This window comes from Sterolibacterium denitrificans (assembly GCF_900174485.1).
GTDB lineage: Bacteria > Pseudomonadota > Gammaproteobacteria > Burkholderiales > Rhodocyclaceae > Sterolibacterium > Sterolibacterium denitrificans.
The window spans coordinates 160,245-182,579 of sequence record NZ_LT837803.1 but is presented as its reverse complement, the minus strand read 5'-3'; the positions used below and the strand labels follow the sequence as shown (position 1 = coordinate 182,579).

Sequence of the window (22,335 nt, the reverse complement as noted above, 5' to 3'; positions counted from 1 at the left end):
CGTGGCGTTCACTGCTTCATTTCGGCGTCATGGCGCGGTGCCGTACCAGTACCTGGGCGGCATCCCTGAATTCCAGGGCAAGGCGTTCGGCGAGGAAGACCGAACGATGCTGGCCGCCGGTACAGCCGATGGCCACGGTCAGATAGGAGCGCGAATCGCGCACGTAACATGGCAGCCAGCTTTCGACGAAGCGCTGGATGTCGGCAAGCATGCGCATGACTTCCGGCTGGGCTTCGAGGAAGTCGATGACGGGCTGGTCGCGGCCATCGAGCGGCCGCAACTGCGGATCGTAATGCGGATTCGGCAGGCAGCGCACGTCGAAGACCAGGTCCGCATCCAGTGGCAGGCCGTGCTTGAAGCCGAAGGATTCGAACAGCAGCATCAGTTGTGGAAAGTGCGCCGCACGGCTGGCCTGGGCGGCTTCGGTGTGTGCGGCGCGCCGGTCGAGTGCCGCAAAATCGCGGATGAAGGCGCGCAATACGTTGGGCCGCAGATTGCTGGTGTCGATGCGATGCCCCAGTTCGGCCAGATGTTCCAGCCCCTTGCGTTCCTGCGCAATCGCCTCGGCCAGCGTCGTGATGGCATCGCCGAGCGGATGACGCCGGCGGGTTTCGGAGAAGCGCTGGATCAGCACGTCCTCGCGCGCATCGAGGAAGATGAAGCGGACATCGACGGCCTGCTGGCGCAGTTCATCGATCTGCTGCGGCAGTTGGGCGATGCTCGAACCGCTGCGCATGTCCATGGCGACGGCCACATGACGATAGGCTTCGCTGCGCAATTGTTCGATGAGCTGCAGCAGCAGCGGCGAAGGCAGGTTGTCGACGCAGAAATAGCCGGCATCCTCCAGCACGTTCAGGGCGATGCTCTTGCCGGAGCCGGAAAGGCCGCTGATCAATATGAGTTGCATGGATTGGAAAAATGGGGAAAGGCGGAGAAAGGTGGAGGCTGGCCAAGCGCAAGCATAGCCAATCCGCCATCGCCTGTCATGCCGGTCCGGCTGGCCGGGAGGCGTTGGGCAGAGCCGGGCGGGTGAGGGCCGATGCTATAATTTCCCTTGATTTTTCAAGGCTTCCAGCGGGTCATTCCGCTTCCCTTCATGCAGTTGTTTGCCCTCGGCATCAATCACCATACCGCGCCGCTCGACGTGCGGGAACAGGTGGCGTTCCAGCCGGACAGCCTGCCGCAGGCGCTGAATGCGCTGGTGCGCGACCGGCAATTGCGCGAGGCGGCGATTCTGTCGACCTGCAATCGCACCGAACTGTATTGTTCGGCTGCCCAGGCCGGCGATGTCGCCCTGACGGCGGACTGGCTGGCGCGCTATCACGCCCTGCCGGTCGAGAAGCTGCGACCCTACCTCTACAGCCTGCCGCAGCCGGATGCCGTGCGTCACATGTTCCGCGTGGCCAGCGGGCTGGATTCCATGGTGCTCGGCGAGCCGCAGATCCTCGGCCAGATGAAGCAGGCCGCGCGTACCGCCGAAGAAGCCGGCACGCTGGGGACGCTGCTGGGCAAGCTGTTCCAGCGTTCCTTTGCCGTCGCCAAGGAGGTGCGTTCGACCACGGCGATCGGCGCAAACATCGTTTCGATGGCGGCCGCGGCCGTGCATTTGTCGGAGCGCATCTTCGAGGACATCGCCGGGCAGCAGGTGCTGTTCATCGGCGCGGGCGAGATGATCGAGCTTTGCGTGGCGCACTTTGCCGGCTGCCAGCCCAAGCGCATCACCATTGCCAACCGCACCACCGAGCGGGCGGCCCAACTGGTCAGGCGCTTCGATGCCGACGCCATGCGTCTGGACGAGGTTCCGCTGCGTCTGGCCGAGTACGACATCATCGTTTCATGCACCGCCAGCCCGTTGCCGGTGATCGGTCTGGGTACCGCGGAACGCGCGTTGAAGGCGCGGCGCCATCGGCCGATGGTGATGGTCGATCTGGCCGTGCCGCGCGACATCGAGCGCGAAATCGGCGAGCTTGCCGACGTCTTCCTGTATACCCTGGACGATCTGGGCAAGATCGTCGAAGGCGGCCTCGAATCGCGTCAGGCGGCGGTGGTGGAGGCCGAAGGCATCATCGACTCGCGCGTCGCCAATTTCCTTCACTGGATGGAGGCCCGCGAGGCCGTGCCGACCATCCGCGCCCTGCGCGATACGGCCGAGCGCACCCGCCGCCATGAGCTGGACCACGCGCAGAAGCTGCTGGCGCGCGGCGACGATCCGCAAAAGGTGCTCGAAGCGCTCTCGCATGGCCTGACCAACAAGCTGCTGCATCCGCCGACGCATGCGCTCAACCAGGCCGAAGGCGAAGAGCGCAGGCAACTGGCGCAAGCGCTGTCACGCATTTACCGTCTGCATTCCGGAGACTAGCGCCGTCCGGCCATCCGCGCGACCTGCACTGGCGCGCACGGTCGGCGCGATCCCGTACATTCCTGACAAATCCAAATGAAACCGAGCATCCGCCACAAACTCGACAGTCTCAGCGAACGTCTCGGCGAGCTCGACCTGCTGCTCGGCGAGGAAACCGCCACGCGCGACATCGACCACTATCGCAAGCTGTCGCGCGAACATGCCGAAGTCAGCGAGGTCGTCGCGCTCCATGTCGAATACCGAAAGCTGGAAGACGATCTGCGCGCCGCCGGGCAGATGCTGGCCGATGCGGAGATGAAAGCGCTTGCCGAGGAGGAAATCCTGCGCTGCGAGGAAGCGCTCGCGCGCGTCGAGAACGAATTGCAGCAGGCCTTGCTGCCCGTCGATCCCAACGATGAGCGCAATCTCTTCCTGGAAATCCGCGCCGGCACCGGCGGCGACGAGTCGGCGCTGTTTGCCGGCGATCTGCTGCGCATGTACACGCGCTATGCCGAGCGGAATCGCTGGCAGGTCGAGATCATTTCGGCGAATGAATCCGAACTCGGCGGCTACCGCGAAGTCATCGTCCGCATCAATGGCAGCGGGGCGTATTCAAGACTCAAGTTCGAATCCGGCGGCCACCGCGTGCAGCGCGTGCCGGTCACCGAAACCCAGGGCCGCATCCACACTTCGGCGTGCACCGTCGCCGTGCTGCCGGAAGCCGACGCGCTGGGTGAAATCGACCTCAACCCGAGCGAGCTGCGCATCGACACCTTTCGCGCCTCGGGCGCGGGCGGACAGCACATCAACAAGACCGACTCGGCCGTGCGCATCACCCACCTGCCCACGGGCCTGGTCGTCGAATGCCAGGACGACCGCTCGCAGCATCGTAACAAGGCCCAGGCCATGGCCGTGCTCGCCGCCCGCCTGAAGGACCGGCAGGAGCGCGCGCAGGCCGCGAAGATCGCCTCCGAGCGCAAGAGCCTGATCGGCAGCGGCGACCGTTCCGAGCGCATCCGCACCTATAACTTCCCGCAGGGCCGGGTGACGGATCACCGCATCAATCTGACGCTCTACAAGATCGACGCCATCATGAACGGCGATCTCGATGAACTGATCGACGGCCTCATCGCCGAGCACCAGGCCGAGTTGCTCGCCGCGTTGTCCGATGGCGACTGAGCGAGCGGACGCACCGGCCTGCGCGCCGGTGGAAACTGGCGTGGATATGGGCGCGGCCATGCAGGCGGCGGCGCAGCGTATCGGCCGGCTGGAAGCGCGTTTGCTGCTGCAGCACCTCAGCGGCCTGAGCGCCAGCGCGCTGGTCGCGCATCCAGAGTATCCGCTCGATGCCGCTGTGGCAGCGGCCTACGCGGCGCTCGTCGCCCGTCGCGCCGCCGGCGAGCCGATGGCCTACCTGACCGGCCGGCGCGAATTCTATGGCCGCGATTTCTTCGTTGCGCCCGGCGTGCTGATCCCGCGTCCGGAAACCGAACTGCTGGTCGAACTGGCGCTCGCCAAGGTTGCCGGCATCGCCGCGCCGCGCATCCTCGATCTGGGCTGCGGCAGCGGCTGCATCGGCATCAGCCTGGCGCTGGAACGGCCGGATGCCCGCGTCACCGCCCTCGATGCGTCGGGTGAAGCGCTGGCCATTGCCCGCCGGAACGCGCAGGCTCTCGGCGCCCGCGTCGAACTGCTGGAGAGCGATTGGTTCGCCGCGCTGGCGTCCCGGTGCGGCAGTGAGCGCTACCATCTGATCGTCAGCAATCCGCCCTATATCGCCGAGGCCGATCCGCATCTGCGTCAGGGCGACCTGCGTTTCGAGCCGCTGTGCGCGTTGGCCAGCGGCGCGGATGGACTCGACGCTCTGCGCCGCATCGCGGCCGAAGCGCCGGCCCATCTGCATCCCGCCGGCTGGCTGCTCTTCGAACACGGCTTCGACCAGGTCGGCGCCGCGCGCGAACTTCTGCTTGCCGCGGGCTATGGCCGGATCGAGCAGCAGCGCGATCTGGCGGGGATCGTGCGGGTTAGCGGCGGCTGCCGGCCGGGCTGAAGCGCGCTAGGATCGATTACTGGCCGTCCGTGTCCCGCGCGAGAAATTCCAGGATGCGCTGTCCCAGTTCATCCGGCGCCTCGCGTTGCGGGAAATGTCCCACGTCCGGCAGCAGGTGAAATTCAAAGGGGCCGGTGAAGGCTTCCCGGCTGCGGCCAAATACTTCAGGACCGACGGCGCCGTCGATGGCGCCCGAGAGCATCAGCGTGGGCGGGGACGTCCTGGCGGAAAGCAGCGCCCAGCCGGCACGGCTGGAGCCGCGGAACATGGCGCGGTAATAGCCGATGGCGGCAGCCAGTCCGCCCGGCGCGGCCAGCGCCTGCTTCACCGGGCGCAAGTCGCTTTCCGCAACCTGCCAGGTCGGCGACCAGGCGCGATAGAGCCTGTCGATGAAGGCGTAATCGTCGCGCGCCACGCGCCGCTCGGGCAGGCCGGAGAGCTGGAAGAACCAGATGTACCAGGAGCGGCGCAATTGCCGCAGCGATTGCACGGCGCCGCCGATGTGCGGCACGCTCATCAGCACCAGCCTGCGGATGCGGCTGGCGTCGAGATTGGCCGCGCAGTAAGCGGCATAAGCGCCCCAGTCATGGCCGATCACCGCCGCATCCCTGGCGCCGAGCGCATCGATCAGCGCCAGCACGTCGCGGCCCAGGGCGGTGGTCGAATAATCGCCATCGGGCGCCAGGCCGGTCGGGGCGTAGCCGCGCATGTAAGGCGCGACGGCGCGATAACCCGCTGCCGCCAGTTGCGGCAGCAGTTGCGCGTAGCTCAGCGCCGTGTCGGGAAAGCCGTGCAGGCAGAGCACCAGCGGCGCATCCCGGGGGCCGGCCTGATGATAGGCGAAGCGGATGCCGTTGGCGGTGACGTGGCTGGGTTCGGTAGCGTTGATGGCAGGCATGTGAGTGGTCTCTGTGCGGACGCTGCGGCTGGCGAAGGAAGCGCCGCGCATGGTAGCAGGTCGGTGCCGCAGCGGGCGCTGAAACGGGCAAGTCAGTTGACGCCCAAGCCTCGCCCCGGCACAATACCTGACTTTGTTTCTCAACTATTTGAAGGATCGAGGCTCCCCATGAGCGACGCGCAAAAACAGATACAGGAAATCGTCACCAGCCATTCCGTGGTGCTGTTCATGAAGGGCGTTCCGGACATGCCGCAGTGCGGTTTTTCGGCGACCGCCGTGCAGATTTTGAAGAACTGCGGCGTCGAGGAATTCGCCGCCGTCGACGTCCTGCGTTCGCCGGAAATCCGCCAGGGCATCAAGGACTATGCCAACTGGCCGACCATTCCGCAGCTCTACATCAAGGGCGAATTCGTCGGCGGTTGCGACATCATGAAAGAGATGTACCAGTCCGGCGAGCTGCAGAAGGAACTGGACGCGGCCAAGGCAGCCTGATGCCTGGCTTGCGATGAGCGGTTGACAGGTGTGGAGCGAGGAGCGAGAAGTCGCGTCGCTCCCGCTGGTCATTCAACGCGCAACTCTCCGCTCCCGCCTTCTTCCACTACACCGAAGTCAATTTTATGTTGGCCTCGTTGAGGCGGTCGGCAAGGACTTCGAGGAAGGCCTGATAGAAGTGCATGCGGCAGGCCGCCGTGGCGTGGTGCAGGGCGCTGGCCTGGATGGTGACGAGGGTGGCGGTGGTTTTCGCCACCACGTCCGCGCCGCGCAGGGTGCTGTTGCTGTGCTTGTCGATGATCGCCATCTCCCCGAAGCAGGCGCCGGCCTGCAGGCGATTCAGGCTGTGGCCGTGCTTGGCGACGTCCAGCTCGCCGGCCAGCAGGAAGCAGAAGAAATCGCCCGCTTCGCCATCCTTCATGATGACGGTGTCTGGCGCGACCTCGCGCCATGTCGAGAAGCGCAGGACTTCCCAGATTTCGACGTCGGAAAATTCGTGGAAGAACGGCAGCGCGCGCAGCGATTCGAATTTCTCGCTATCGGGAAATTCCTGACGCCGCGCCTGCTGCTGCCGGTTGCGAAAGGCCTGTGTCAGATCGCGGGCGAATTCACTCCAGTCGGCGTAGCGCGCCGAGGTTTCCTTCTGCATGGCGCGGGCGACGATGGCATCCAGGCTGGGCGGAATTTCGCTGCGATAGGACGAGGGCGGCAGCACTTCGGCGTTGAGGATCTGGTGCAGCATCGCGTAGTGATTGGCTGCCTTGAACGGCAACTGGCCGGTCAGCAACTGGTACATCACCACGCCCAACGAATAGATGTCGGTCCGATGATCGAGCGGCAGATCGCGGATCTGCTGCGGCGACATGTAGGCCGGCGAGCCGACGCCGCTGACCTGGGTGCCTTCGGCATCGGCCTGCAGCGCCGCGCCGAAGTCGGAAATCCGGATGTCGCCGCCGGGTGCGCCGTCGCTGGTTTGCACCAGCAGGATGTTGGCCGGCTTGATGTCGCGGTGCGTGACGCCATGGGTGTAGGCGTAGTCGAGCGCCCGCGTGCATTTGAAGATGATTTCCACCAGCCGCTCCAGCGGCAGCAGGCGCGAGGGATGGATGTACTGTTCCAGCGTGCAGCCCGGCACGTATTCCATGACGATGTAGCTTTGTTCCTCATCGACCACGGCGTCGAAAATCTGCACGATGTGCGGATGCTGCAGGCGTCCGGCCAGCGAGGCTTCGTTCAGCAGCATGCGGCGGTACTGGGCGCTGCGCTCGGCGTCCTGGAGAATTTCGCCGCGCAGCAGCTTGATCGCCACTTCGCGCTGGTTGAAGGAATCGAAGCCGAGATAAACCGTTGCCGTCGTTCCTTCGCCTATCCTGGCGCGGATTTCGTATTTGCCGATGCGCTCCACAGGGTCGCCGGATCGCGGGGTTGCCGGAGGCTAGCGGCCAGGCGCCAGGCAGAGGCGCGCGCGCGCAATGGCGGCGCGCACCTGTGCGGGCGCAGTGCCGCCGACATGATTGCGTGCCGCCAGCGAGCCTGCGACGGTCAGCACGGCAAACACATCCTCGGCGATCAGTGGCGAAAATTCCTGCAAGGTGGCCAGCGGCAACTCGGGCAGATCCACGCCCTGCCGCTCTGCCTCGCGCACCGCGCGCGCCACGGCTTCGTGGGCATCGCGGAAGGGCAGGCCCTTCTTCACCAGATAATCGGCCAGGTCGGTGGCCGTGGCATAGCCCTGGCGCAGGGCGGCGGCCATGGCTTCCGGCTTGACGCGCACGTTGAAGACGCGCTCGCCATTTTCCTCGCGGCTGCCCAGCATGTCGGCATAGATGCGCAGCGTGTCGATGATCGTGTCGGCCGTGTCGAACAGCGGCTCCTTGTCTTCCTGGTTGTCCTTGTTGTAGGCCAGCGGCTGGCCCTTCATCAGCGTGAGCAGGCCGATCAGGCTGCCGTTCACGCGCCCGGTCTTGCCGCGCACCAGTTCCGGCACGTCGGGATTCTTCTTCTGCGGCATGATCGACGAGCCGGTGCAGAAGCGGTCGGCCAGGTCGATGAAACCCACGCGCGGACTCATCCACAGGATCAGTTCTTCGGACAGGCGCGACAGATGGGTCATCAGGAGTGCGGCGGCGGCGCAGAATTCGATGGCGAAATCGCGATCCGAGACGGCATCGAGCGAATTGAAACAGACCTCGTCGAAGCCCAGTTCGCGGGCAACGAACTCGCGGTCGATGGGGAAGGTGGTGCCGGCCAGCGCCGCCGCGCCCAGCGGCAGGCGGTTGACGCGCTTCCTGCAATCACTGAAGCGCTCGGCATCGCGCCGCGTCATTTCAAAGTAAGCCAGCAGGTGGTGGCCGAAGGTGACCGGCTGGGCGACTTGCAGATGCGTGAAGCCGGGCAGCGGTGTTTCGGCATGATGCTCGGCGAGATCGAGCAGGGCGTGCTGGAAGTCGCCGATCAGTTCCAGAATGGTGTCGATGGCATCGCGCAGCCACAGGCGGATGTCGGTGGCGACCTGGTCGTTGCGCGAGCGCCCGGTATGCAAGCGCTTGCCGGCATCGCCGATCAGCGCGGTCAGGCGCTTCTCGATGTTGAGATGCACGTCCTCGTCATCCAGGTTCCAGTTGAACTCGCCGCGCGCGATTTCGCCGGCAATCCGTTCCATGCCGCTTTCGATCGCGGCCAGATCCGCCGCGCTGATGATGGCCTGTCGCGCCAGCATGCGCGCGTGCGCCAGCGAGCCGCGGATGTCCTGGGCGGCCATGCGCCGGTCGAAATCCACCGAAGCGGTATAGCGTTTCACCAGATCGGAGACCGGCTCGGAAAAGCGGCCTGACCAGGCCTTGTTGCTGTCGCTGTCGTGTTGCGCGTTTGTCATTTTCGGAACGGAAGCGTAAAAAGAGGCGCGGAGAGAGATGGAAGTGACCGCGCGTGCCCGCTTGCACGCGGCAAGGTTCATTCGATATAGTCGAAAGCCCATGAGTATACGGCAAAATTCCGAGACCATCGGCGGCGCGCAGGCCCGGCGGCTGCCCATGGTCTTCTCGCACGCCAACGGTTTTCCGGCGCCGTGCTACGCCAAGATGTTCGGCGCATTGCAAGATGATTTCGACATCCGCTATCTGCCGCGCCTGGCGCACGATCCGGCCTATCCCGTCACTGATGGCTGGCCCGAGCTGACGCAGGAGCTGATCGCCTTCGTCGAACGGGGGCCGCATCCCGTCGTCGCCGTCGGCCATTCGCTGGGTGGTTTTCTCAGCTATCTGGCGGCGGTTGCGCGCCCGGATCTTTTCTCGGCGCTGGTGCTGCTTGATTCGCCCGTCATCGACCGCTATCGCGCGCAGGCCATGCAGATGAGCAAGCGCTTCGGCTTCATCGACCGCGTCACGCCGGCGCGCGCCACGCGCGACCGCCGCCAGCACTGGGCCACGGCGGAGGAGGCGGTGGCGCATTTCAGAACGCGCAGGTTGTTTCACCGTTTCGATCCCGATTGCCTCGCCGACTATGTGCGCTACGGCACGGTGGCCACTGCCGAAGGACTCAAGTTGTGGTTCGATCCGGCCATCGAATACCGTATCTATTGCACCATTCCGCACCGCATGCACACCTTGCTGCCCAGGCTCAAGGTGCCGGCGGGTTTCATCGGCGGCAGGCAATCCACCGAGCTGCGCGTTTTCGGCATTCGCGAAATGCGCGGCCGCATGCGCTTGCGGCCGATCGAAGGCGGGCATCTGTTTCCCTTCGAGCGTCCGCTCGAAGCCGCCGCGGCGATCCGTGAAATGGTCGCCGCGCTGTTGTCGCTGCCCGATCGGCCAGAATAATGCCCAGTCGTGCGCTGCAATGGTCGCAGCGCACGACTGGGCAGGGATGGCAGGCGGATCGGTTCCGGCTGTCCCGATTACCCGTTACGCCAGTTTTTCGTCGGCTTGCTGACCCTGGTGATAGACCTCGTACACCAGCACCGGGATACCCAGTCCACCCAGATGCTGCTGGATCAACGGCTTGACATCGCTCCAGGGCAGTGCGCCCACGCCGGTCGCCAGGCGCGGCAAGGCCAGGCTTTTGACGCCTTCGTCCTGCACATGCCGGGCCAGCGCGCGCAGGCAGTGATTCACGTCTTCCAGACGCGCCTTCAGCGGCCGTGCCGATTTGCCCTGGCCCTGCATGCCCTGGGTCAGCAGGTTGACGATGCCGCGCGTCGAGCCGCCCTCGTCCACGCCGCGCCAGGCCCAGATCTGCCCGGTTTCCGGCGCCTTGGCATGCATGGCATGGCGATAGTCCTTGACCATCGACGGAAAGCGCTCGCGCAACGCCAGCGCCAGGCCCGAGTCGAACGGATCGTGCGTGGCGATGCCATGCGCGATGAGCTCTGTCTGGCTGAACAGAATGTCGCCTTCAATTTCACGAATCATGTAATGCTCCTTTACGGTAAATGAATGATGCAATCTTTCAACTCTTCAATCCTTCGATTCTTCGATTCTATTCAAAACCCCTGCGCAGGTATTGACGCGCATCAATCATTGCGAGGACTCATCGACGCCTGCCGCCGCATCCCGTTCGGCAAGCCTGCCGGGTGATCAAGGGGCCGGTTGCAAGGCATAATCCATCGTTGCCTCCGCTTCGACTCGCACTGACATGACCGTATATTCCATCAGCCGCCATCCCGGATATCCAGAACCCGGCGCATTCGATTGGGTTCATCGGGTTCGTTTGATTCTTGCTTGCCCGTTCAGGCAATGGATTGCGTTCTTGTCGCTCTTGTTCTTCGGCCCGGCCATGCTGTTCGTTTTTCCGGCCCATGCGCACGGCGGGCAGGAGAAAAGTGCTGCGTCGGTGCCGGCGGATGCTCAGGCTCACGCGCTGCCCCGGTTTTCCGCCATGGCCGGAGATTTCGAGTTGAGTGGCGTGCTGCAGCCGGCAGAGCCCGGCCGGCGGACGCGGGAATTGCAGCTCCATCTGCAGCCCCGCAACGGCGCTGGTTCGCTCGATGCCGATGCGGCCAGGCTCGAAGTGGTGCTGGACGATCTGGCATTGCAGGCGAGGGCGAATGGCGGGGGCAACTATTCCTTGATACTGCCTGTCGGCTTGAGCGGGCAAGTGGCGCTGCAGGTTCGCATCAGCCAGGGCGGCTTGAACGAGACGGTGACGGCCAGTCTGAACCTGGATGAGGATGCCGCAGAGGCTGCGGAGGCCGCAAAAAAATCCAGAGGCCCGTCGCGGCAGGTGCTGCTGGCCGGTTTGCTGACGCTCGTCATCTTTTTTATCGGTGCGCTGCTTTCCTGGCGTGAACACCGTGGCCGCAAGCGCAAGTGAGCGCGAAGCCGCCGGGGCGGGCTTCACACCTGTGTCTGCGCGCGTCCGGGTTGGGTATGGGTCGGCATGGCGATGACGGATTCTCACGATAACGCGCCGCGGGCGGTGCATCGCTTCCGCATCCCGGCCATGGATTGTCCGGCCGAGGAAGCGGAGATTCGTGCGGCGCTGGAAGGCATGGCGGACGTGCGCGGACTGCGCTTCGACCTGCCACGGCGGCTGTTGAGCATCGAGTTCGAGCGGCCCGGTGCGGCGGCGCAGGCGGCGAGCGAAGCGGCGGTGCAGGCCATTCGCCGGTGTGGTTACAGTGTCGAACCCTGGACTGAAGAGACTCCAGCGCCTGAAGCGCCGGCAGCGCCAGCGGCAGAGCAGTCAGCGCGGCAGACGCGGCTGCCATTGCGCCCGCTGGCCGCGCTCGGCTTTGCCGTGCTGGCCGAGCTGCTGCATCTGCTGGCGGCCGATGTCCTGCCATTACGGCTGCTGGGCATGTCGCTGGCGGTGCTGGCAATCGCCCTGGCGGGGGAGGAAACCTATCGCAAGGGGCTGGCGGCCTTGCGTCACGGCCACCTGAACATCAATGCGCTGATGACGGTGGCGGTGAGCGGCGCGTTCCTGATCGGCCAGTGGCCGGAGGCGGCGATGGTAATGGCGCTGTACGCCTTGGCCGAGCTGATCGAGGCGCGGGCGGTGACGCGGGCGCGCGGCGCGATCGCGCGTCTGCTGGCATTGACGCCGGCCAGCGTCGAGGTGCGGCAGGCGGACGGCCATTGGCACGAATCGCCGGTGGCAACGCTTGCGCCGGGCGCGCTGGTGCGAGTGCGGCCCGGCGCGCGCATCGCCGTCGATGGGCAGGTGGTGGACGGTACCAGCACGGTGAATCAGGCGCCGGTGACCGGCGAGAGCCTGCCGGTGGACAAGCAGCCGGGCGATGCGGTGTATGCCGGCACGATCAACGCCACGGGCATGCTGGAAATCCGCGTCACGGCGCGCGCCGCGGACACCTTGCTGGCGCGCATCATTCATGCGGTCGAGGAGGCGCAGGCGAGCCGGGCGCCGACGCAGCGTTTCGTCGACCGTTTTGCGGCGGTATATACGCCGGCGGTGTTTCTCATCGCGCTGGCTGTGGCCGCCGCCGGGCCCTGGCTGCTGGATTGGCCGTTGACGCAGGCGATCTACAAGGCGCTGGTGCTGCTGGTGATTGCCTGTCCCTGCGCGCTGGTGATCGCTACGCCGGTGACGGTGGTCAGCGCGCTGGCGGCGGCGGCGCGTCACGGCATTCTGATCAAGGGCGGGGCGCATCTGGAAGAGGCGCGTGGCTTGCGGGCCATCGCCTTCGACAAGACCGGCACGATCACCCTGGGCTGGCCGCAACTGGTGGCGCAGGAGCTGTTGCCTGCGGAACACGACGCTGCAACCGTGCTGGCCTGGGCGGCGAGCCTGGCGGCGCATTCGGATCATCCGGTGTCGCAGGCGATCGCGGCGGGCTTGCCGAAACCAGCCGCCGCCGTGGGCCATGCCCTGAGCGGCTTTCAGGCGCTGCCGGGGCGCGGCGTCGAAGCGCGTAGCAACGGTGCGTTGTTGCTGCTCGGCAATCATGCGCTGATCGAGGAGCGCGGTTTGTGCAGCGCGGATATCGAAGCCCGCCTGGCCCGGCACGAGGCGCAGGGGCGCACGGTGACGCTGCTGGCTTCGGCCAGCCGGGTGCTGGCGATTTTTGCCGTGGCCGACACGCTCAAGCCGGGCGCGCAGGCGGCGCTGGCCGAGCTGCGGCAACTGGGCGTGCACAGCTTGATGCTGAGTGGCGACAATGCCCTGACGGTCAGCGTCGTCGCCGAGGCGGCCGGCATCGAGGCCGCGCGCGGCAACCTGCTGCCGGCGGAGAAGCTGGCGGCGATCGAGGCGCTGCAGCGCGAATATGGCGCCGGCCGGACGGCAATGGTCGGCGATGGCATCAACGATGCGCCGGCGCTGGCGCGGGCCGATATCGGCATCGCCATGGGCGGCATCGGCACGGATGTGGCGATGGAGGCGGCCGACATCGTGATCATGAACGACGACCTGCACCGCATCCCGGATCTGCTGCGCCTGTCGCAACGCACGCACGCCGTGCTTTGGCAGAACATCGTCCTGGCGCTGGCGATCAAGCTGGCGTTTCTGCTGCTGGCGCTGTTCGACATGGCGACGATGTGGATGGCGGTGTTCGCCGACATGGGCGCCAGCCTGCTGGTGGTCGCCAACGGCCTGCGCCTGCTGCGGCATTTTTCGCGCGGCGCGCGCTGAGCGGCACGTTCGATGTCTTTCCCGGAGGCTTTCCCGGGATACTTGCCGAGCTTCTCTTGTATGCTTCCATGCCTGTCGTTTCATTGACCAACCTCATCGCAACCGAGTCCGCAGCATGCCCCAGCCATCCGCTTCCGCCCGCAGTACCGCACTTGATCTGATCGATTTCATCGACGCCAGCCCGACTCCCTGGCATGCCGTGGCGACGGCGGTAGCGCGGCTGGCGGCGGCGGGGTTTACGCCACTCGAGGAGAGCGAGCGCTGGCAGCTCGAGCCCGGCGGGCGTTATTACACGGTGCGCGGCGGCGCTTCGCTGCTGGCTTTCGTCGTCGGCAGCCGGCCTCTGGTTGACACGGGTTTGCGCATCGTCGGCGCCCATGTGGATTCGCCGGGGCTGCGCCTGAAGCCGCAGCCGGCGCTGGCGGGCGATGGCCTCGCGCGGCTGGCCGTCGAAGTCTATGGCGGCCCGATCCTGGCCACGTTTGCCGACCGCGACCTGACGCTGGCCGGGCGCGTGGTGGTGCGCACGAAGACGGGACAGGAGACGCGCCTGGTGCGCTTCACGCGGCCCTTGCTGCGTCTGGCCAATCTGCCGATACACATGAACCGCGAGGTCAATGAGCAAGGTCTCAAGTTCAACCGGCAGACCGAGCTGCCGCTGCTGCTCGGCCAGCTCGGCCTGTTCGGCGCCAGTGACGAAACGTCGGTCGATGCGCGCCTGCGCGGCCTGCTGGCCGGCGCCGCGCAGGCCGAGGCCTGCGATCTGCTGAGCTGGGAGATGCTGGCGCACGACCTGCAGCCGGGCAGCCTGTGGGGCGCCAGCGAGGAATTCATCGCCAGCCGCCAGCTCGACAACCTGGCTTCCTCCCATGCCGCACTGAGCGCGCTGTTGGCGACGCGGCAGCCCGCGGCAACGTGCGTGGCGGGCTTGTTCGATCACGAGGAAGTCGGCAGCGAGAGCGCCACCGGAGCGGCCGGCAGTTTCTGCGTCGACGTGCTCGAACGGATTGCCGCGCAGACGGGCTGCGATGCCGAGGACCGGCGGCGGGCGCTGGCGCGAAGTTTTTTCGTCAGCGCCGACATGGCGCATGCCTATCAGCCGAATTTTCCGGCGGCCTTCGAGCCGGCTCACCGGATCATGATCAATGGCGGGCCGGTGATCAAGACCAACGTCAACCAGCGCTATGCCACCAATGCCGAAACCGCAGCGCGCTTCATGCGCTGCTGCGAGCAGGCCGGCGTGCCGTTCCAGCAGTATGCGCATCGCGCCGACCTGGGCTGCGGCAGCACCATCGGGCCGCTGCTGGCGGCGCGCCTCGGGGTTGCCGCCGTCGATGTCGGCTCGCCGCTGTGGGCGATGCACAGCGCCCGCGAAAGCGCCGGCGTGGCGGATCAGGAATACATGATCGCGGCGCTGCGGGCGGTGTTTGCCGACTAGTTGCATGCCTGCTTCATGTTGCTCAAGGCGCTTGCGGCTGGGTAAGATAGCTGCACCCATTCCGCCCGGGGAGCCGCCATGTCATTCCAATCCCTGTTTTTCCGCATGCGTCTGGTGCATTGGCTGGGCATCACCTTACTGATCGGCAATGCGCTCTTTTTCACCGATAACCTGATCGGCCAGATCGTTCAGGCCGTGGTTGCCCTAGTCATCGTGGTCCACGACGCCGACGAGAAGCGCTGGGGAGTGCAGGCGCTGGCCGAGCTGTCGGCCTATCTGCGCCACTTCGGCCAGCGCGACCTGTCGCAATCCTGCAACGTGAATGCCACGCTGAATGCCGAAATCCGCAGTGTCATCGAGGTCATCGAAGGTTTTCGCGACAACGTCCGTCGCTCGATCGATGAAATCAAGGCGGCTGCCCGGGAGCAGGTCGGCATCGCCACGCGCCTCGACGGATACACCAGCGAGATCGTGGACAGCATCGACAAAACGACCCGCATCATCAGCCAGACCACGACCAACAGCGTGGACATTTGCGAGCGCATCGAAAGCCTGGCGCATGAGGCCGCGCAGGCCTGCGACGAGCTGACGCTCACCAAGGAGAGCCTGGATACCAGCCGTACCGAGATCATCGGCATGCTTTCCGGCGTCGACAGCAGCGTCAAGCACGGCAAGGAACTGGCCCAGCGATTCGGCCAGCTCTCGGCCGGCGCCGAGGAAGTCCGTCAGATTCTCGGTTCGGTGGTGGAGATTGCCGACCAGACCAACTTGCTGGCCCTCAATGCGGCGATCGAGGCTGCCCGCGCCGGCGAGCAGGGACGCGGCTTCGCGGTCGTGGCCGACGAGGTGCGCAAACTGGCCGAACGTACCCAGACCAGCCTGGACAACATCAACCGGACCGTGATCGCCATCATCGACGGAATTTCCGAGGCCAGCGCGCAGATGCACGGTCAGGCCGATGCCCTGAACGCGCTGGCCGACACTTCGGGCCGGATCGGCCAGATCATGAACCGGAGTCAGGAGTTGATCGGCCGCTCGGTCGAATTCGGTCAGCATACCGCCGCAGCTTCGGCGGCGATCCGCAGCGATGCCGACAGCGTCGCCCGTCAGATGGCCCAGCTCGAGAGCCTGGCGGCCATCAATACCCGCAGCGCGGGTGAAGTCGGCGAGACGGTGCGCGAACTGCGCAGTCTGACGGATCGCTCGAACAGCCTGGCGAACGGCTTCACGACCTGAGGGAGAGCGGAGACTCCGGATCCCCGCCCTCATCATCGCGCCGGCATTCGGCGCTCAGTCGTCCGTAGAGGAATTTTGCATTGCCGCCACCGAGGCGTATTGCTCGTCCGTCAAGCTGATGAACAGGCCGCGTGCCTCGGCGAGCAGGGTGTCGCCGGCGTAGAGCTTGCCGCTGGTGTGGATCTTGCGGCCTTCCGTACCGTCATAGCTGCCTTCGATGCGCAGTTCGGTGAGCAGGGGCGTGGGCGCGCGATAGGTGATGGTGAGCGTGCCGGTCATGCCCGGCCGGCCGGAAAAACCCTGCGCGAAGCCAAGTATCTCGTCGAAGATGGCGGCGACGAAACCGCCATGCACCACGCCGGGCGCGCCTTCGAAGCTGCGGCCGAACGTCACGCTGCCCACGGCCCGGCCATTGTCGGTCCATAGCCTGAGCGGCGCGGCGACCGGGTTTGCACTGCCGGTGAGCGGGCTGAATTCGATGAAGTCGCGCACGTCCTCGGCGCTGATGCGATGGCCGAAGCTGGTGCGCACGGCCTTGTCGGGCATGCTGTTGAAGCTGTCGGCCAGGACTTCGAGGCGATCGGCCAGCGCGGCCATGGTGTCGACTTCGGGATGCTTCGTGATGATGCCGTCGATGATGCGGCGCAAGGCGGCGCCGGCGCGGCGCTTTTCGCGCAGGATGTCGTTGTCTTCGATGGGTTCGGGAAAGCTGACTGTCGCTGTGGATGCGCCGGGTTCAGGGGGATTCTGGGTATTCATGACGATGGTTCCGGTGAGGGTGCGGGGCGGCGCCTGCTCAGAGCGGCGCGATGATCTGGATGTGGTTGCGGCAGACGTTGAGGAAAGGCGTGCTCAACACATGCCGCAGGTTGCCGCCGACTTCATAGACCTCGGCTTCGGTGACGGCGATGAATTCCTTGGAGCCGTTCATCAGGTCGGTGATCCGGGCACCGTTGATCAGCTCGACATAACCTTTGATCTGATAGCTGCCGGTGAGGATGGACACCTTGGCGCGGGTCTGCAAATTGGTGTTTGCGGTCATAATTCACTCCCTGTATTTCTTCCTTCGTCGAGTGATGTGCAATGCAGGATGCGGGAAGCGGGAAGCCGTGGCGGGGCGGGGATGTGAGTGGTGGGTGTGGTTGCTGGCGGCTGGTTGCTGTTTTCGCTACCACTCAAGACCGGCATATTACTCCAGCAGACCCGCGGCATTCATCTTCGTTATCGGGAGTGAGGCAATGAACGACAAGGATCCTGCGCAGGCCGATGAACGGCGCGTCGCCATCGTTTCCGGCGGCGGCAGCGGCATCGGCCGCGCCATCTGCCAGCGCCTGGCGCGCGACGGCCTGCGCGTCGTGGTTGCCCATGCGCGTTCCGCTGCCGGCGCGCAGCAAACGCTGGAAGGCATCGTTGCCGCCGGCGGCACGGCTTGCGCGCTGCAGGCGGACATCCGCGTCGAGGCCGAGGTGCAGGCGCTGTTCGCGGCGGCTCGCGAGCGTTACGGTCGCATCGACGTGGTCATCAACAATGCCGGCATCGGCCACATGAAGTCCTTCAGGAATATCGACATGGCGGATTACGACCGCCTCTTTGCCGTCAATGCGCGCGGTACGTTCATGATGTGCCGCGAGGCGGCGCGCTGCATCGGCGATGGCGGACGCATCGTGAATATTTCCAGCGGCATCACCGTCGCCAACAGCGAAGGCATGGCGCTGTACGCCGGCAGCAAGGCGGCGCTGGAGGCCTTCGCCAAGGTGCTGGCGCGCGAACTGGCGCCGCGCGGCATCACGGTCAATATCGTTTCGCCGGGGATGACCGATACGCCGATGCTGGAAGGCGGCGATGCCCAGATGCTGCGCAAGGTCGGCGCCAGCCTCGCCGCCATGAAGCGCCTCGGTCAGCCCGGGGACATTGCCGATGCCGTGGCCGCGCTGGTGTCGAACGACGGGCGCTGGATCACCGGACAGAACATCCACGTCGACGGCGGCACGATCATCGTCTGAGCCGGCGCAAAAATCACGCACGCCGGCAAGGCCTCAGCCGATGCGCGCCCAGGTCACCGGCAGGGCGATCAGGGCGGCGAAGAAGACCGCGATGTGGAACCACGTCCAGAGACGATAGCGGCGGGACAGGCGCGACGGATTGAGGTCGGAGATGAGATAGAGGCGCCCGTTGTCCGGTTGCTGCATGACGTGCAGATCCGGCGCGGCCAGCACGTCCCGGCGCCGCTCGCGCACTTCGCGGATCGCCTGCTCGCGCGCCAGCTCCCACTCGCGCAGATCGATTTCGCCGTTCCTGTCGAGATCGAAACGCCGCAGCAGTTCCGCCGGCCGGCTTTTCCATTCGGCCAGCAGTTGCTTGACCTCTTCATCCACATTGAGATCGACGTCGAGGCCGCTGTGGGTGACGAAGTTGCCGAGCACGTAGATTTCCTGGCGGACGATGAGCAGCCACTGCGTATAGCGCCGGTTGTCCTTGGTCCAGCTTTCCTTTTTTGTGATCAGCATCTCGGCGCCCGCCGGATCGACTAGGCACTCGCCGCTGCCGTCATCGAGGCTGAAGGATGCCGTGCTCTCGCCCTGGCTTTCCGTCACCCATTTGTTGTTGCGGTGGTCGCGTCGCTCGATGGTGTAGCGATACCACAGGCAGGGCAGATGGTTCAGCGGGCTGAGGACGGGCAGGCCGGCCAGCGGCTGGCCGTTGCCGATCAATTCGACATAGCCCTGGGCGGCCGAGGCGATCTTCGAGGTCGGCGTATCGTCGATGGCGCGGGCGCGTCGGTAGGCCGAGCTCCAGGCCAGCAGGCTGATGGGCGCCATCAAGGCCAGACAGATGAACATGCCCAGCGGGGAGTCGACCTGAAAGCCGATGACCAGCAGGAGCAGCTGGCTGCCGGAAGTGATCAGCCGGCCATATTCGCGCCGCAGGGAAAACGACATGGCGGGACGTTTGCTGGTTCAGCCGAACAGCGTCTTCATGTCGACATCGGTCTTTTCTTCCTGGCTGAATTCGAGCAGCGGCCTGGCCGGGAAGTTGAACATCCGGGCGAGGATGGCGTCGGGGAACTGCTCGATGCGCACGTTGTTGATGTTGACCGCGTCGTTGTACAGTTCGCGGCGGTCGGCGATGCCGTTTTCGAGCGCGCTGATGCGGCTTTGCAGCAGCAGGAAGCTCTCGTTGGCCTTGAGTTCGGGATAGGCCTCGGCGATGGCGAACAGCCGGCCCAGGCCCATGCGCAGCGCGCCTTCGGCCTGGCCCAGCGCCGGAATGTCCTGCGCTTCGCGCGCCGCGTGCACCTGGCTGCGCGCCTCGATGACGCGCTGCAGGGTGTCCTGCTCGAATTGCTTGTACTGCTTGCAGGTTTCGACCAGCTTGGGCAATTCGTCATGCCGCTGCTTGAGCAGCACGTCGATATTCGCCCAGGCCTTGGCCACGGCATGCTTGACCTGCACCAGCCCGTTGTAGAGCATGACGCCGTAGATCAGCACGACGACGATGAGTCCCAGGACGATCATTGTGACGATGCTCATGCTGCCTCCTCTGGCGCGTGGCCGTGGATAGTGGATGGTTGTCTGGCCTGGTCGTTCAATGCCGCGGCCATTCTAAACGAGCCGCTGCCGGCTTCGTCTGTCCCGCCTGGCCTGAAATGACATGAAAACGGCCCGATCAGAAATTTGGCCGCGAGCCCGGCGCAGAGCGGCTTGTTTATTTTCCAACCTTGGCCAGTCTGGACTGGTAAGCTTTTTCCTTCCGCTGCCGCCCATTTTCTTTTTCCGCCCCGAGGTAGTCACCATGAACCAACAGTTTCCGCTCGCCGGCCTGCGCATCATCGAAAGCTCCATTCTCGGCCCGGCCGCCATCACCACCGCGCTCGTCGATCTGGGGGCCGAGGTCATCAAGGTCGAGTCCCCCTCCGGCGATTACATCCGCGAAATGACCTGGCCGATCATCGAGGGCGTATCCCTGATGCACTACCACCTGAATCGCGGCAAGAAGAGCATCACCCTGGATCTCAAGCAGGAAGAGGCGCGCCAGATTTACCGCGATCTGGTGAAGGATGCCGACGTGGTGATCGAAGCCTCCAAGCCGGGCGCGCTGGCGAAATACGGCCTGGGCTATGAAGACCTGAAGAAGATCAATCCGAAGATCGTCTTCATCACCGTCTCCGGCTACGGCATGACCGGCCCCTACCGCGACATGCCCTCGCACGGCATCGCCTACGACACCTGGGCGGGTGTGGTCATGCCGGCGTATGACGAGGAAGGTTACTGCTACATCCCCGAGCACGTCAGCATCGGCATCAATGCCGCGCCGCTGTTTGGCGGCCTGGGCGTGCTGGCCGGGGTGATCCGCGCCCGCGCGACGGGCGAAGGCTGCTTCATGGAGCTGGCGCAATCCGACGCCGCCGCCGCCTTCGACTGGTATCGCAGCGAGTCCTACATGGCCTACGCGCGGCCGGAGGATGTGGTCACCGGCAACAAGTCCGACGGCTACAAGCGCCGTCCGGTGGCCACTGCCGGCATGAAGGAAGGCGTGCGCTACCAGATGTACGAATCGAAGGACGGCCACGTGCTGTTCATGGCCTCGGAGCAGGCCTTCTGGAAGAATTTCTGCGAGGGGCTGGGGCGCGCCGACCTGTTCGAGAAATGGCCGGGTTCCAAATTTGCCGACCATGCGCGCGGCAACCGCGAACTGCAGGCCGAGTTGCGCGACATCTTCAAGACCAGGACCACCAGGGAATGGCTGGCGTTCGGCATCCAGGCCAACACGCCGCTGGCGCCGGTGAATACGCCGCGGAACATCGTCGATGATCCGCAGTTCCAGGATCGCTTCAAGGTCTGGCCGCACGAAGAACACGGCGCCGACATGCTCGGCTTCCCGGTACAGTTCGTCGGCGAGCGGATGCCCGAGCCGGCCAAGGCGCCGACCGTCGGCCAGCACAGCGACGAAGTGCTGCGCGACGTGCTCGGCTACGATGCGGCGAAGATCGCGGCGATCAAGGCGAACAAGCTGCTGGGTTGAGCGCGTCGGCGGGGGCGTAGCGCGCAGAAAGCTCGGCAAGCTTCACCACCCGCGTTTGCGGATGGTGGCGCTGCATGGGTTCCCGGGCGCCGATCAGGCGGAAGCACATGGTGCCCAGATCGTGGCCGGCGGTTTCCAGCCAGTTGGGATGAGCGGCGCCGAGGCCGGAACCGGAACATGGGCGGTGGGCGACGATCAGCGTGAGGCTGCCGTCGGGATTGGGCCGGGCCGTGTGCGCGTTGTGGTGGACGCGATGGTAGCGATAGTCGAGCGACTCCATCCAGTAGTTGTCCACCTGGAAGTTCCAGAAGTCGCAGTCGGGACTGCGTTCGAGTTCGATGACCAGCGCCTCGTCGGGTGCCAGCCGCCAGTAGCCGTGGTAGTAGAAAATGTTCGGATCGCCGCCTGCGGCCTGGAACATGGCCTGGTCGCGCGGCGGCAGGGTGTTCGCCTCCTGGGTCTGAAATAGCTGCGCCCAGTCGGCAAAGAGGCGGGCGGTATTTTCGACGAAGCGGGCGGCGCGCTGCAGGTTTTCGTGCAGGGTGGCGGGGTCGAGCGCGGCGGGCGTAGCGGGTGCAGCGGTGGCCGCATCGCCTCCCAGGCGTTCGATATGGATCCGCGCCGGTTGCTCGGTTGCGCGGTCGAGGAAAGTCTGGCGCACCAGCAGTTGATTGGTGTCGGCGCGCATCGGCAGCCAGTTGCCGGGTTTGCCGGGCCGGCCGGATGGCGGCTGCTGGCTGAGGATCAGCTCGAAGTTGCCGTCCTCATCGAGGTTCATCTGCGCGGCGTCGATGAAGCCGTTGCACTCCATGCGGCCGTCGCGGTTGGCGGCATAGCCGCCGCTCTTGGTGGAAAAGCCGAGCGCGGAGACGCTGCCGCGCGTGCCCCATACGCGATAGTCGTAGCGGCCGTCGATGCGCGCCGAGAGATAGAGGTTGTCGGGATTGTCGCCGCCGATCTTGACCGTCTCGTGCGAAGGCTGGATGAAGCCGGGCCAGCGCGGATCGGCGTATTCGACGTGCATTTCCAGTGCGATGCGGATGAGGCGGGAAAGATAGCGCCAGCCTTCGGCGCGGTTGAAGGCGTCGTCCGGTGCTTCGGGGCGCAGGATCTGCTGGCCGGCGCGCTTGAGGGTGTCGCAGAAGGCTTCCCAGGTGGCGCCGCTGAGAACGGAATCGAGTGCCGGATCGTTCATTTCAGACCTCGCTGGACGACTTGCCGCGGAACGCCATCGGTCGTCATTCCCGCTTTCTTGCACGCGGAAATGACGC

Annotated in this window: 21 protein-coding genes; 11 read left to right on the top strand and 10 right to left on the bottom strand. The window is 65.4% G+C overall.

All coding sequences use genetic code 11. The features are described from left to right. Positions 1–16: 16 nt before the first annotated feature. The gene (gene rapZ, locus SDENCHOL_RS00815) at positions 17–907 is read right to left on the bottom strand and encodes an RNase adapter RapZ (protein WP_067171258.1); all 891 of its coding nucleotides are present in this window, start codon (positions 905–907) and stop codon (positions 17–19) included. Positions 908–1,096: 189 nt separating this feature from the next. Between rapZ and hemA the strand changes: the two genes are divergently transcribed. The 3 genes from hemA (at position 1,097) to prmC (ending at position 4,388) form a co-directional block, all read left to right on the top strand. Next, on the top strand, positions 1,097–2,359 hold the full coding sequence (hemA, locus tag SDENCHOL_RS00810) for a glutamyl-tRNA reductase (protein WP_067171358.1): 1,263 nt from the start codon (positions 1,097–1,099) through the stop codon (positions 2,357–2,359). Between the two features lie 75 nt (positions 2,360–2,434). After that, a complete protein-coding gene (gene prfA, locus SDENCHOL_RS00805; protein ID WP_067171261.1) occupies positions 2,435–3,517 on the top strand; it encodes a peptide chain release factor 1 in 1,083 nt (360 codons plus the stop codon). Further along, positions 3,507–4,388 (top strand): peptide chain release factor N(5)-glutamine methyltransferase, encoded by an 882-nt coding sequence (prmC, locus tag SDENCHOL_RS00800; RefSeq protein WP_067171265.1) that lies wholly within the window; start codon positions 3,507–3,509, stop codon positions 4,386–4,388. The genes prfA and prmC overlap by 11 nt, the downstream gene beginning before the upstream one ends. Positions 4,389–4,404: 16 nt before the next feature. Here the strand turns inward: prmC and SDENCHOL_RS00795 are convergent, their stop codons facing one another. Next, complete coding sequence (locus SDENCHOL_RS00795; RefSeq protein WP_160329889.1) at positions 4,405–5,286, bottom strand: alpha/beta fold hydrolase; 882 nt, start codon at positions 5,284–5,286, stop codon at positions 4,405–4,407. Positions 5,287–5,454: 168 nt separating this feature from the next. On the opposite strand from SDENCHOL_RS00795, the gene grxD reads away from it, so the two are divergent. After that, the gene (gene grxD, locus SDENCHOL_RS00790) at positions 5,455–5,778 is read left to right on the top strand and encodes a Grx4 family monothiol glutaredoxin (protein WP_154715704.1); all 324 of its coding nucleotides are present in this window, start codon (positions 5,455–5,457) and stop codon (positions 5,776–5,778) included. Positions 5,779–5,884: 106 nt separating this feature from the next. On the opposite strand, the gene SDENCHOL_RS00785 is transcribed toward grxD, so the two are convergent. Further along, positions 5,885–7,183 carry a serine/threonine-protein kinase gene (locus SDENCHOL_RS00785; RefSeq protein ID WP_067171271.1) on the bottom strand — a complete coding sequence of 433 codons (1,299 nt, stop codon included), beginning with the start codon at positions 7,181–7,183 and terminating at the stop codon, positions 5,885–5,887. Positions 7,184–7,213: 30 nt separating this feature from the next. Further along, a complete protein-coding gene (gene argH / locus SDENCHOL_RS00780; protein WP_067171274.1) occupies positions 7,214–8,653 on the bottom strand; it encodes an argininosuccinate lyase in 1,440 nt (479 codons plus the stop codon). A 100-nt stretch (positions 8,654–8,753) separates the two neighbouring features. Here argH and SDENCHOL_RS00775 point away from each other — a divergent pair, with 100 nt between their 5' ends. Beyond that, positions 8,754–9,596 carry an alpha/beta fold hydrolase gene (locus SDENCHOL_RS00775; protein ID WP_067171277.1) on the top strand — a complete coding sequence of 281 codons (843 nt, stop codon included), beginning with the start codon at positions 8,754–8,756 and terminating at the stop codon, positions 9,594–9,596. An 84-nt stretch (positions 9,597–9,680) separates the two neighbouring features. Here SDENCHOL_RS00775 and SDENCHOL_RS00770 read toward each other — a convergent pair whose 3' ends face one another. Then, positions 9,681–10,187 carry a macro domain-containing protein gene (locus SDENCHOL_RS00770; protein ID WP_067171279.1) on the bottom strand — a complete coding sequence of 169 codons (507 nt, stop codon included), beginning with the start codon at positions 10,185–10,187 and terminating at the stop codon, positions 9,681–9,683. 337 nt (positions 10,188–10,524) lie between these two features. Between SDENCHOL_RS00770 and SDENCHOL_RS00765 the strand changes: the two genes are divergently transcribed. The 4 genes from SDENCHOL_RS00765 to SDENCHOL_RS00750 all read left to right on the top strand — a co-directional run bounded on the left by SDENCHOL_RS00765 (position 10,525) and on the right by SDENCHOL_RS00750 (position 16,042). Further along, positions 10,525–11,088, top strand: a complete 564-nt coding sequence (locus SDENCHOL_RS00765; RefSeq protein ID WP_154715703.1) for a hypothetical protein — start codon at positions 10,525–10,527, stop codon at positions 11,086–11,088. Between the two features lie 72 nt (positions 11,089–11,160). After that, the gene (locus SDENCHOL_RS00760) at positions 11,161–13,368 is read left to right on the top strand and encodes a heavy metal translocating P-type ATPase (protein ID WP_067171285.1); all 2,208 of its coding nucleotides are present in this window, start codon (positions 11,161–11,163) and stop codon (positions 13,366–13,368) included. A 115-nt stretch (positions 13,369–13,483) separates the two neighbouring features. Next, positions 13,484–14,806, top strand: coding sequence for a M18 family aminopeptidase (locus tag SDENCHOL_RS00755; RefSeq protein ID WP_067171288.1), 1,323 nt, complete (start codon positions 13,484–13,486; stop codon positions 14,804–14,806). Between the two features lie 78 nt (positions 14,807–14,884). Further along, complete coding sequence (locus tag SDENCHOL_RS00750; protein ID WP_067171292.1) at positions 14,885–16,042, top strand: methyl-accepting chemotaxis protein; 1,158 nt, start codon at positions 14,885–14,887, stop codon at positions 16,040–16,042. A gap of 54 nt (positions 16,043–16,096) precedes the next feature. On the opposite strand, the gene SDENCHOL_RS00745 is transcribed toward SDENCHOL_RS00750, so the two are convergent. Together SDENCHOL_RS00745 and SDENCHOL_RS00740 are read right to left on the bottom strand one after the other, a co-directional pair. After that, positions 16,097–16,801 (bottom strand): PaaI family thioesterase, encoded by a 705-nt coding sequence (locus tag SDENCHOL_RS00745; RefSeq protein ID WP_067171296.1) that lies wholly within the window; start codon positions 16,799–16,801, stop codon positions 16,097–16,099. A 37-nt stretch (positions 16,802–16,838) separates the two neighbouring features. After that, entirely contained in the window at positions 16,839–17,084 is a 246-nt protein-coding gene (locus tag SDENCHOL_RS00740; protein ID WP_067171299.1) for a hypothetical protein, read from the bottom strand. 196 nt (positions 17,085–17,280) lie between these two features. On the opposite strand from SDENCHOL_RS00740, the gene SDENCHOL_RS00735 reads away from it, so the two are divergent. Beyond that, positions 17,281–18,045 (top strand): SDR family oxidoreductase, encoded by a 765-nt coding sequence (locus SDENCHOL_RS00735; protein WP_067171303.1) that lies wholly within the window; start codon positions 17,281–17,283, stop codon positions 18,043–18,045. 33 nt (positions 18,046–18,078) lie between these two features. Here the strand turns inward: SDENCHOL_RS00735 and SDENCHOL_RS00730 are convergent, their stop codons facing one another. Continuing rightward, positions 18,079–18,981 carry a hypothetical protein gene (locus SDENCHOL_RS00730; RefSeq protein ID WP_067171306.1) on the bottom strand — a complete coding sequence of 301 codons (903 nt, stop codon included), beginning with the start codon at positions 18,979–18,981 and terminating at the stop codon, positions 18,079–18,081. A gap of 18 nt (positions 18,982–18,999) precedes the next feature. Beyond that, positions 19,000–19,572: a LemA family protein gene (locus SDENCHOL_RS00725; protein ID WP_067171309.1), complete on the bottom strand. Its 573-nt coding sequence runs from the start codon at positions 19,570–19,572 to the stop codon at positions 19,000–19,002. 262 nt (positions 19,573–19,834) lie between these two features. Between SDENCHOL_RS00725 and SDENCHOL_RS00720 the strand changes: the two genes are divergently transcribed. Then, a complete protein-coding gene (locus SDENCHOL_RS00720) occupies positions 19,835–21,064 on the top strand; it encodes a CaiB/BaiF CoA transferase family protein (protein ID WP_154715702.1) in 1,230 nt (409 codons plus the stop codon). Here SDENCHOL_RS00720 and SDENCHOL_RS00715 read toward each other — a convergent pair. Then, positions 21,039–22,259 carry a DUF1214 domain-containing protein gene (locus tag SDENCHOL_RS00715; protein WP_067171314.1) on the bottom strand — a complete coding sequence of 407 codons (1,221 nt, stop codon included), beginning with the start codon at positions 22,257–22,259 and terminating at the stop codon, positions 21,039–21,041. The two genes, SDENCHOL_RS00720 and SDENCHOL_RS00715, sit on opposite strands and share 26 nt — an antisense overlap. Positions 22,260–22,335: the final 76 nt, after the last annotated feature.

What these genes read in the sequence shown, in the direction of transcription:
- rapZ (WP_067171258.1), bottom strand. Translation starts at nt 907, where the DNA reads ATGCAACTCATATTGATCAGCGGCCTTTCCGGCTCCGGCAAGAGCATC.
- hemA (WP_067171358.1), top strand. Translation starts at nt 1,097, where the DNA reads ATGCAGTTGTTTGCCCTCGGCATCAATCACCATACCGCGCCGCTCGAC.
- prfA (WP_067171261.1), top strand. Translation starts at nt 2,435, where the DNA reads ATGAAACCGAGCATCCGCCACAAACTCGACAGTCTCAGCGAACGTCTC.
- prmC (WP_067171265.1), top strand. Translation starts at nt 3,507, where the DNA reads ATGGCGACTGAGCGAGCGGACGCACCGGCCTGCGCGCCGGTGGAAACT.
- SDENCHOL_RS00795 (WP_160329889.1), bottom strand. Translation starts at nt 5,286, where the DNA reads ATGCCTGCCATCAACGCTACCGAACCCAGCCACGTCACCGCCAACGGC.
- grxD (WP_154715704.1), top strand. Translation starts at nt 5,455, where the DNA reads ATGAGCGACGCGCAAAAACAGATACAGGAAATCGTCACCAGCCATTCC.
- argH (WP_067171274.1), bottom strand. Translation starts at nt 8,653, where the DNA reads ATGACAAACGCGCAACACGACAGCGACAGCAACAAGGCCTGGTCAGGC.
- SDENCHOL_RS00775 (WP_067171277.1), top strand. Translation starts at nt 8,754, where the DNA reads ATGAGTATACGGCAAAATTCCGAGACCATCGGCGGCGCGCAGGCCCGG.
- SDENCHOL_RS00770 (WP_067171279.1), bottom strand. Translation starts at nt 10,187, where the DNA reads ATGATTCGTGAAATTGAAGGCGACATTCTGTTCAGCCAGACAGAGCTC.
- SDENCHOL_RS00760 (WP_067171285.1), top strand. Translation starts at nt 11,161, where the DNA reads ATGACGGATTCTCACGATAACGCGCCGCGGGCGGTGCATCGCTTCCGC.
- SDENCHOL_RS00755 (WP_067171288.1), top strand. Translation starts at nt 13,484, where the DNA reads ATGCCCCAGCCATCCGCTTCCGCCCGCAGTACCGCACTTGATCTGATC.
- SDENCHOL_RS00750 (WP_067171292.1), top strand. Translation starts at nt 14,885, where the DNA reads ATGTCATTCCAATCCCTGTTTTTCCGCATGCGTCTGGTGCATTGGCTG.
- SDENCHOL_RS00745 (WP_067171296.1), bottom strand. Translation starts at nt 16,801, where the DNA reads ATGAATACCCAGAATCCCCCTGAACCCGGCGCATCCACAGCGACAGTC.
- SDENCHOL_RS00740 (WP_067171299.1), bottom strand. Translation starts at nt 17,084, where the DNA reads ATGACCGCAAACACCAATTTGCAGACCCGCGCCAAGGTGTCCATCCTC.
- SDENCHOL_RS00735 (WP_067171303.1), top strand. Translation starts at nt 17,281, where the DNA reads ATGAACGACAAGGATCCTGCGCAGGCCGATGAACGGCGCGTCGCCATC.
- SDENCHOL_RS00730 (WP_067171306.1), bottom strand. Translation starts at nt 18,981, where the DNA reads ATGTCGTTTTCCCTGCGGCGCGAATATGGCCGGCTGATCACTTCCGGC.
- SDENCHOL_RS00725 (WP_067171309.1), bottom strand. Translation starts at nt 19,572, where the DNA reads ATGAGCATCGTCACAATGATCGTCCTGGGACTCATCGTCGTCGTGCTG.
- SDENCHOL_RS00720 (WP_154715702.1), top strand. Translation starts at nt 19,835, where the DNA reads ATGAACCAACAGTTTCCGCTCGCCGGCCTGCGCATCATCGAAAGCTCC.
- SDENCHOL_RS00715 (WP_067171314.1), bottom strand. Translation starts at nt 22,259, where the DNA reads ATGAACGATCCGGCACTCGATTCCGTTCTCAGCGGCGCCACCTGGGAA.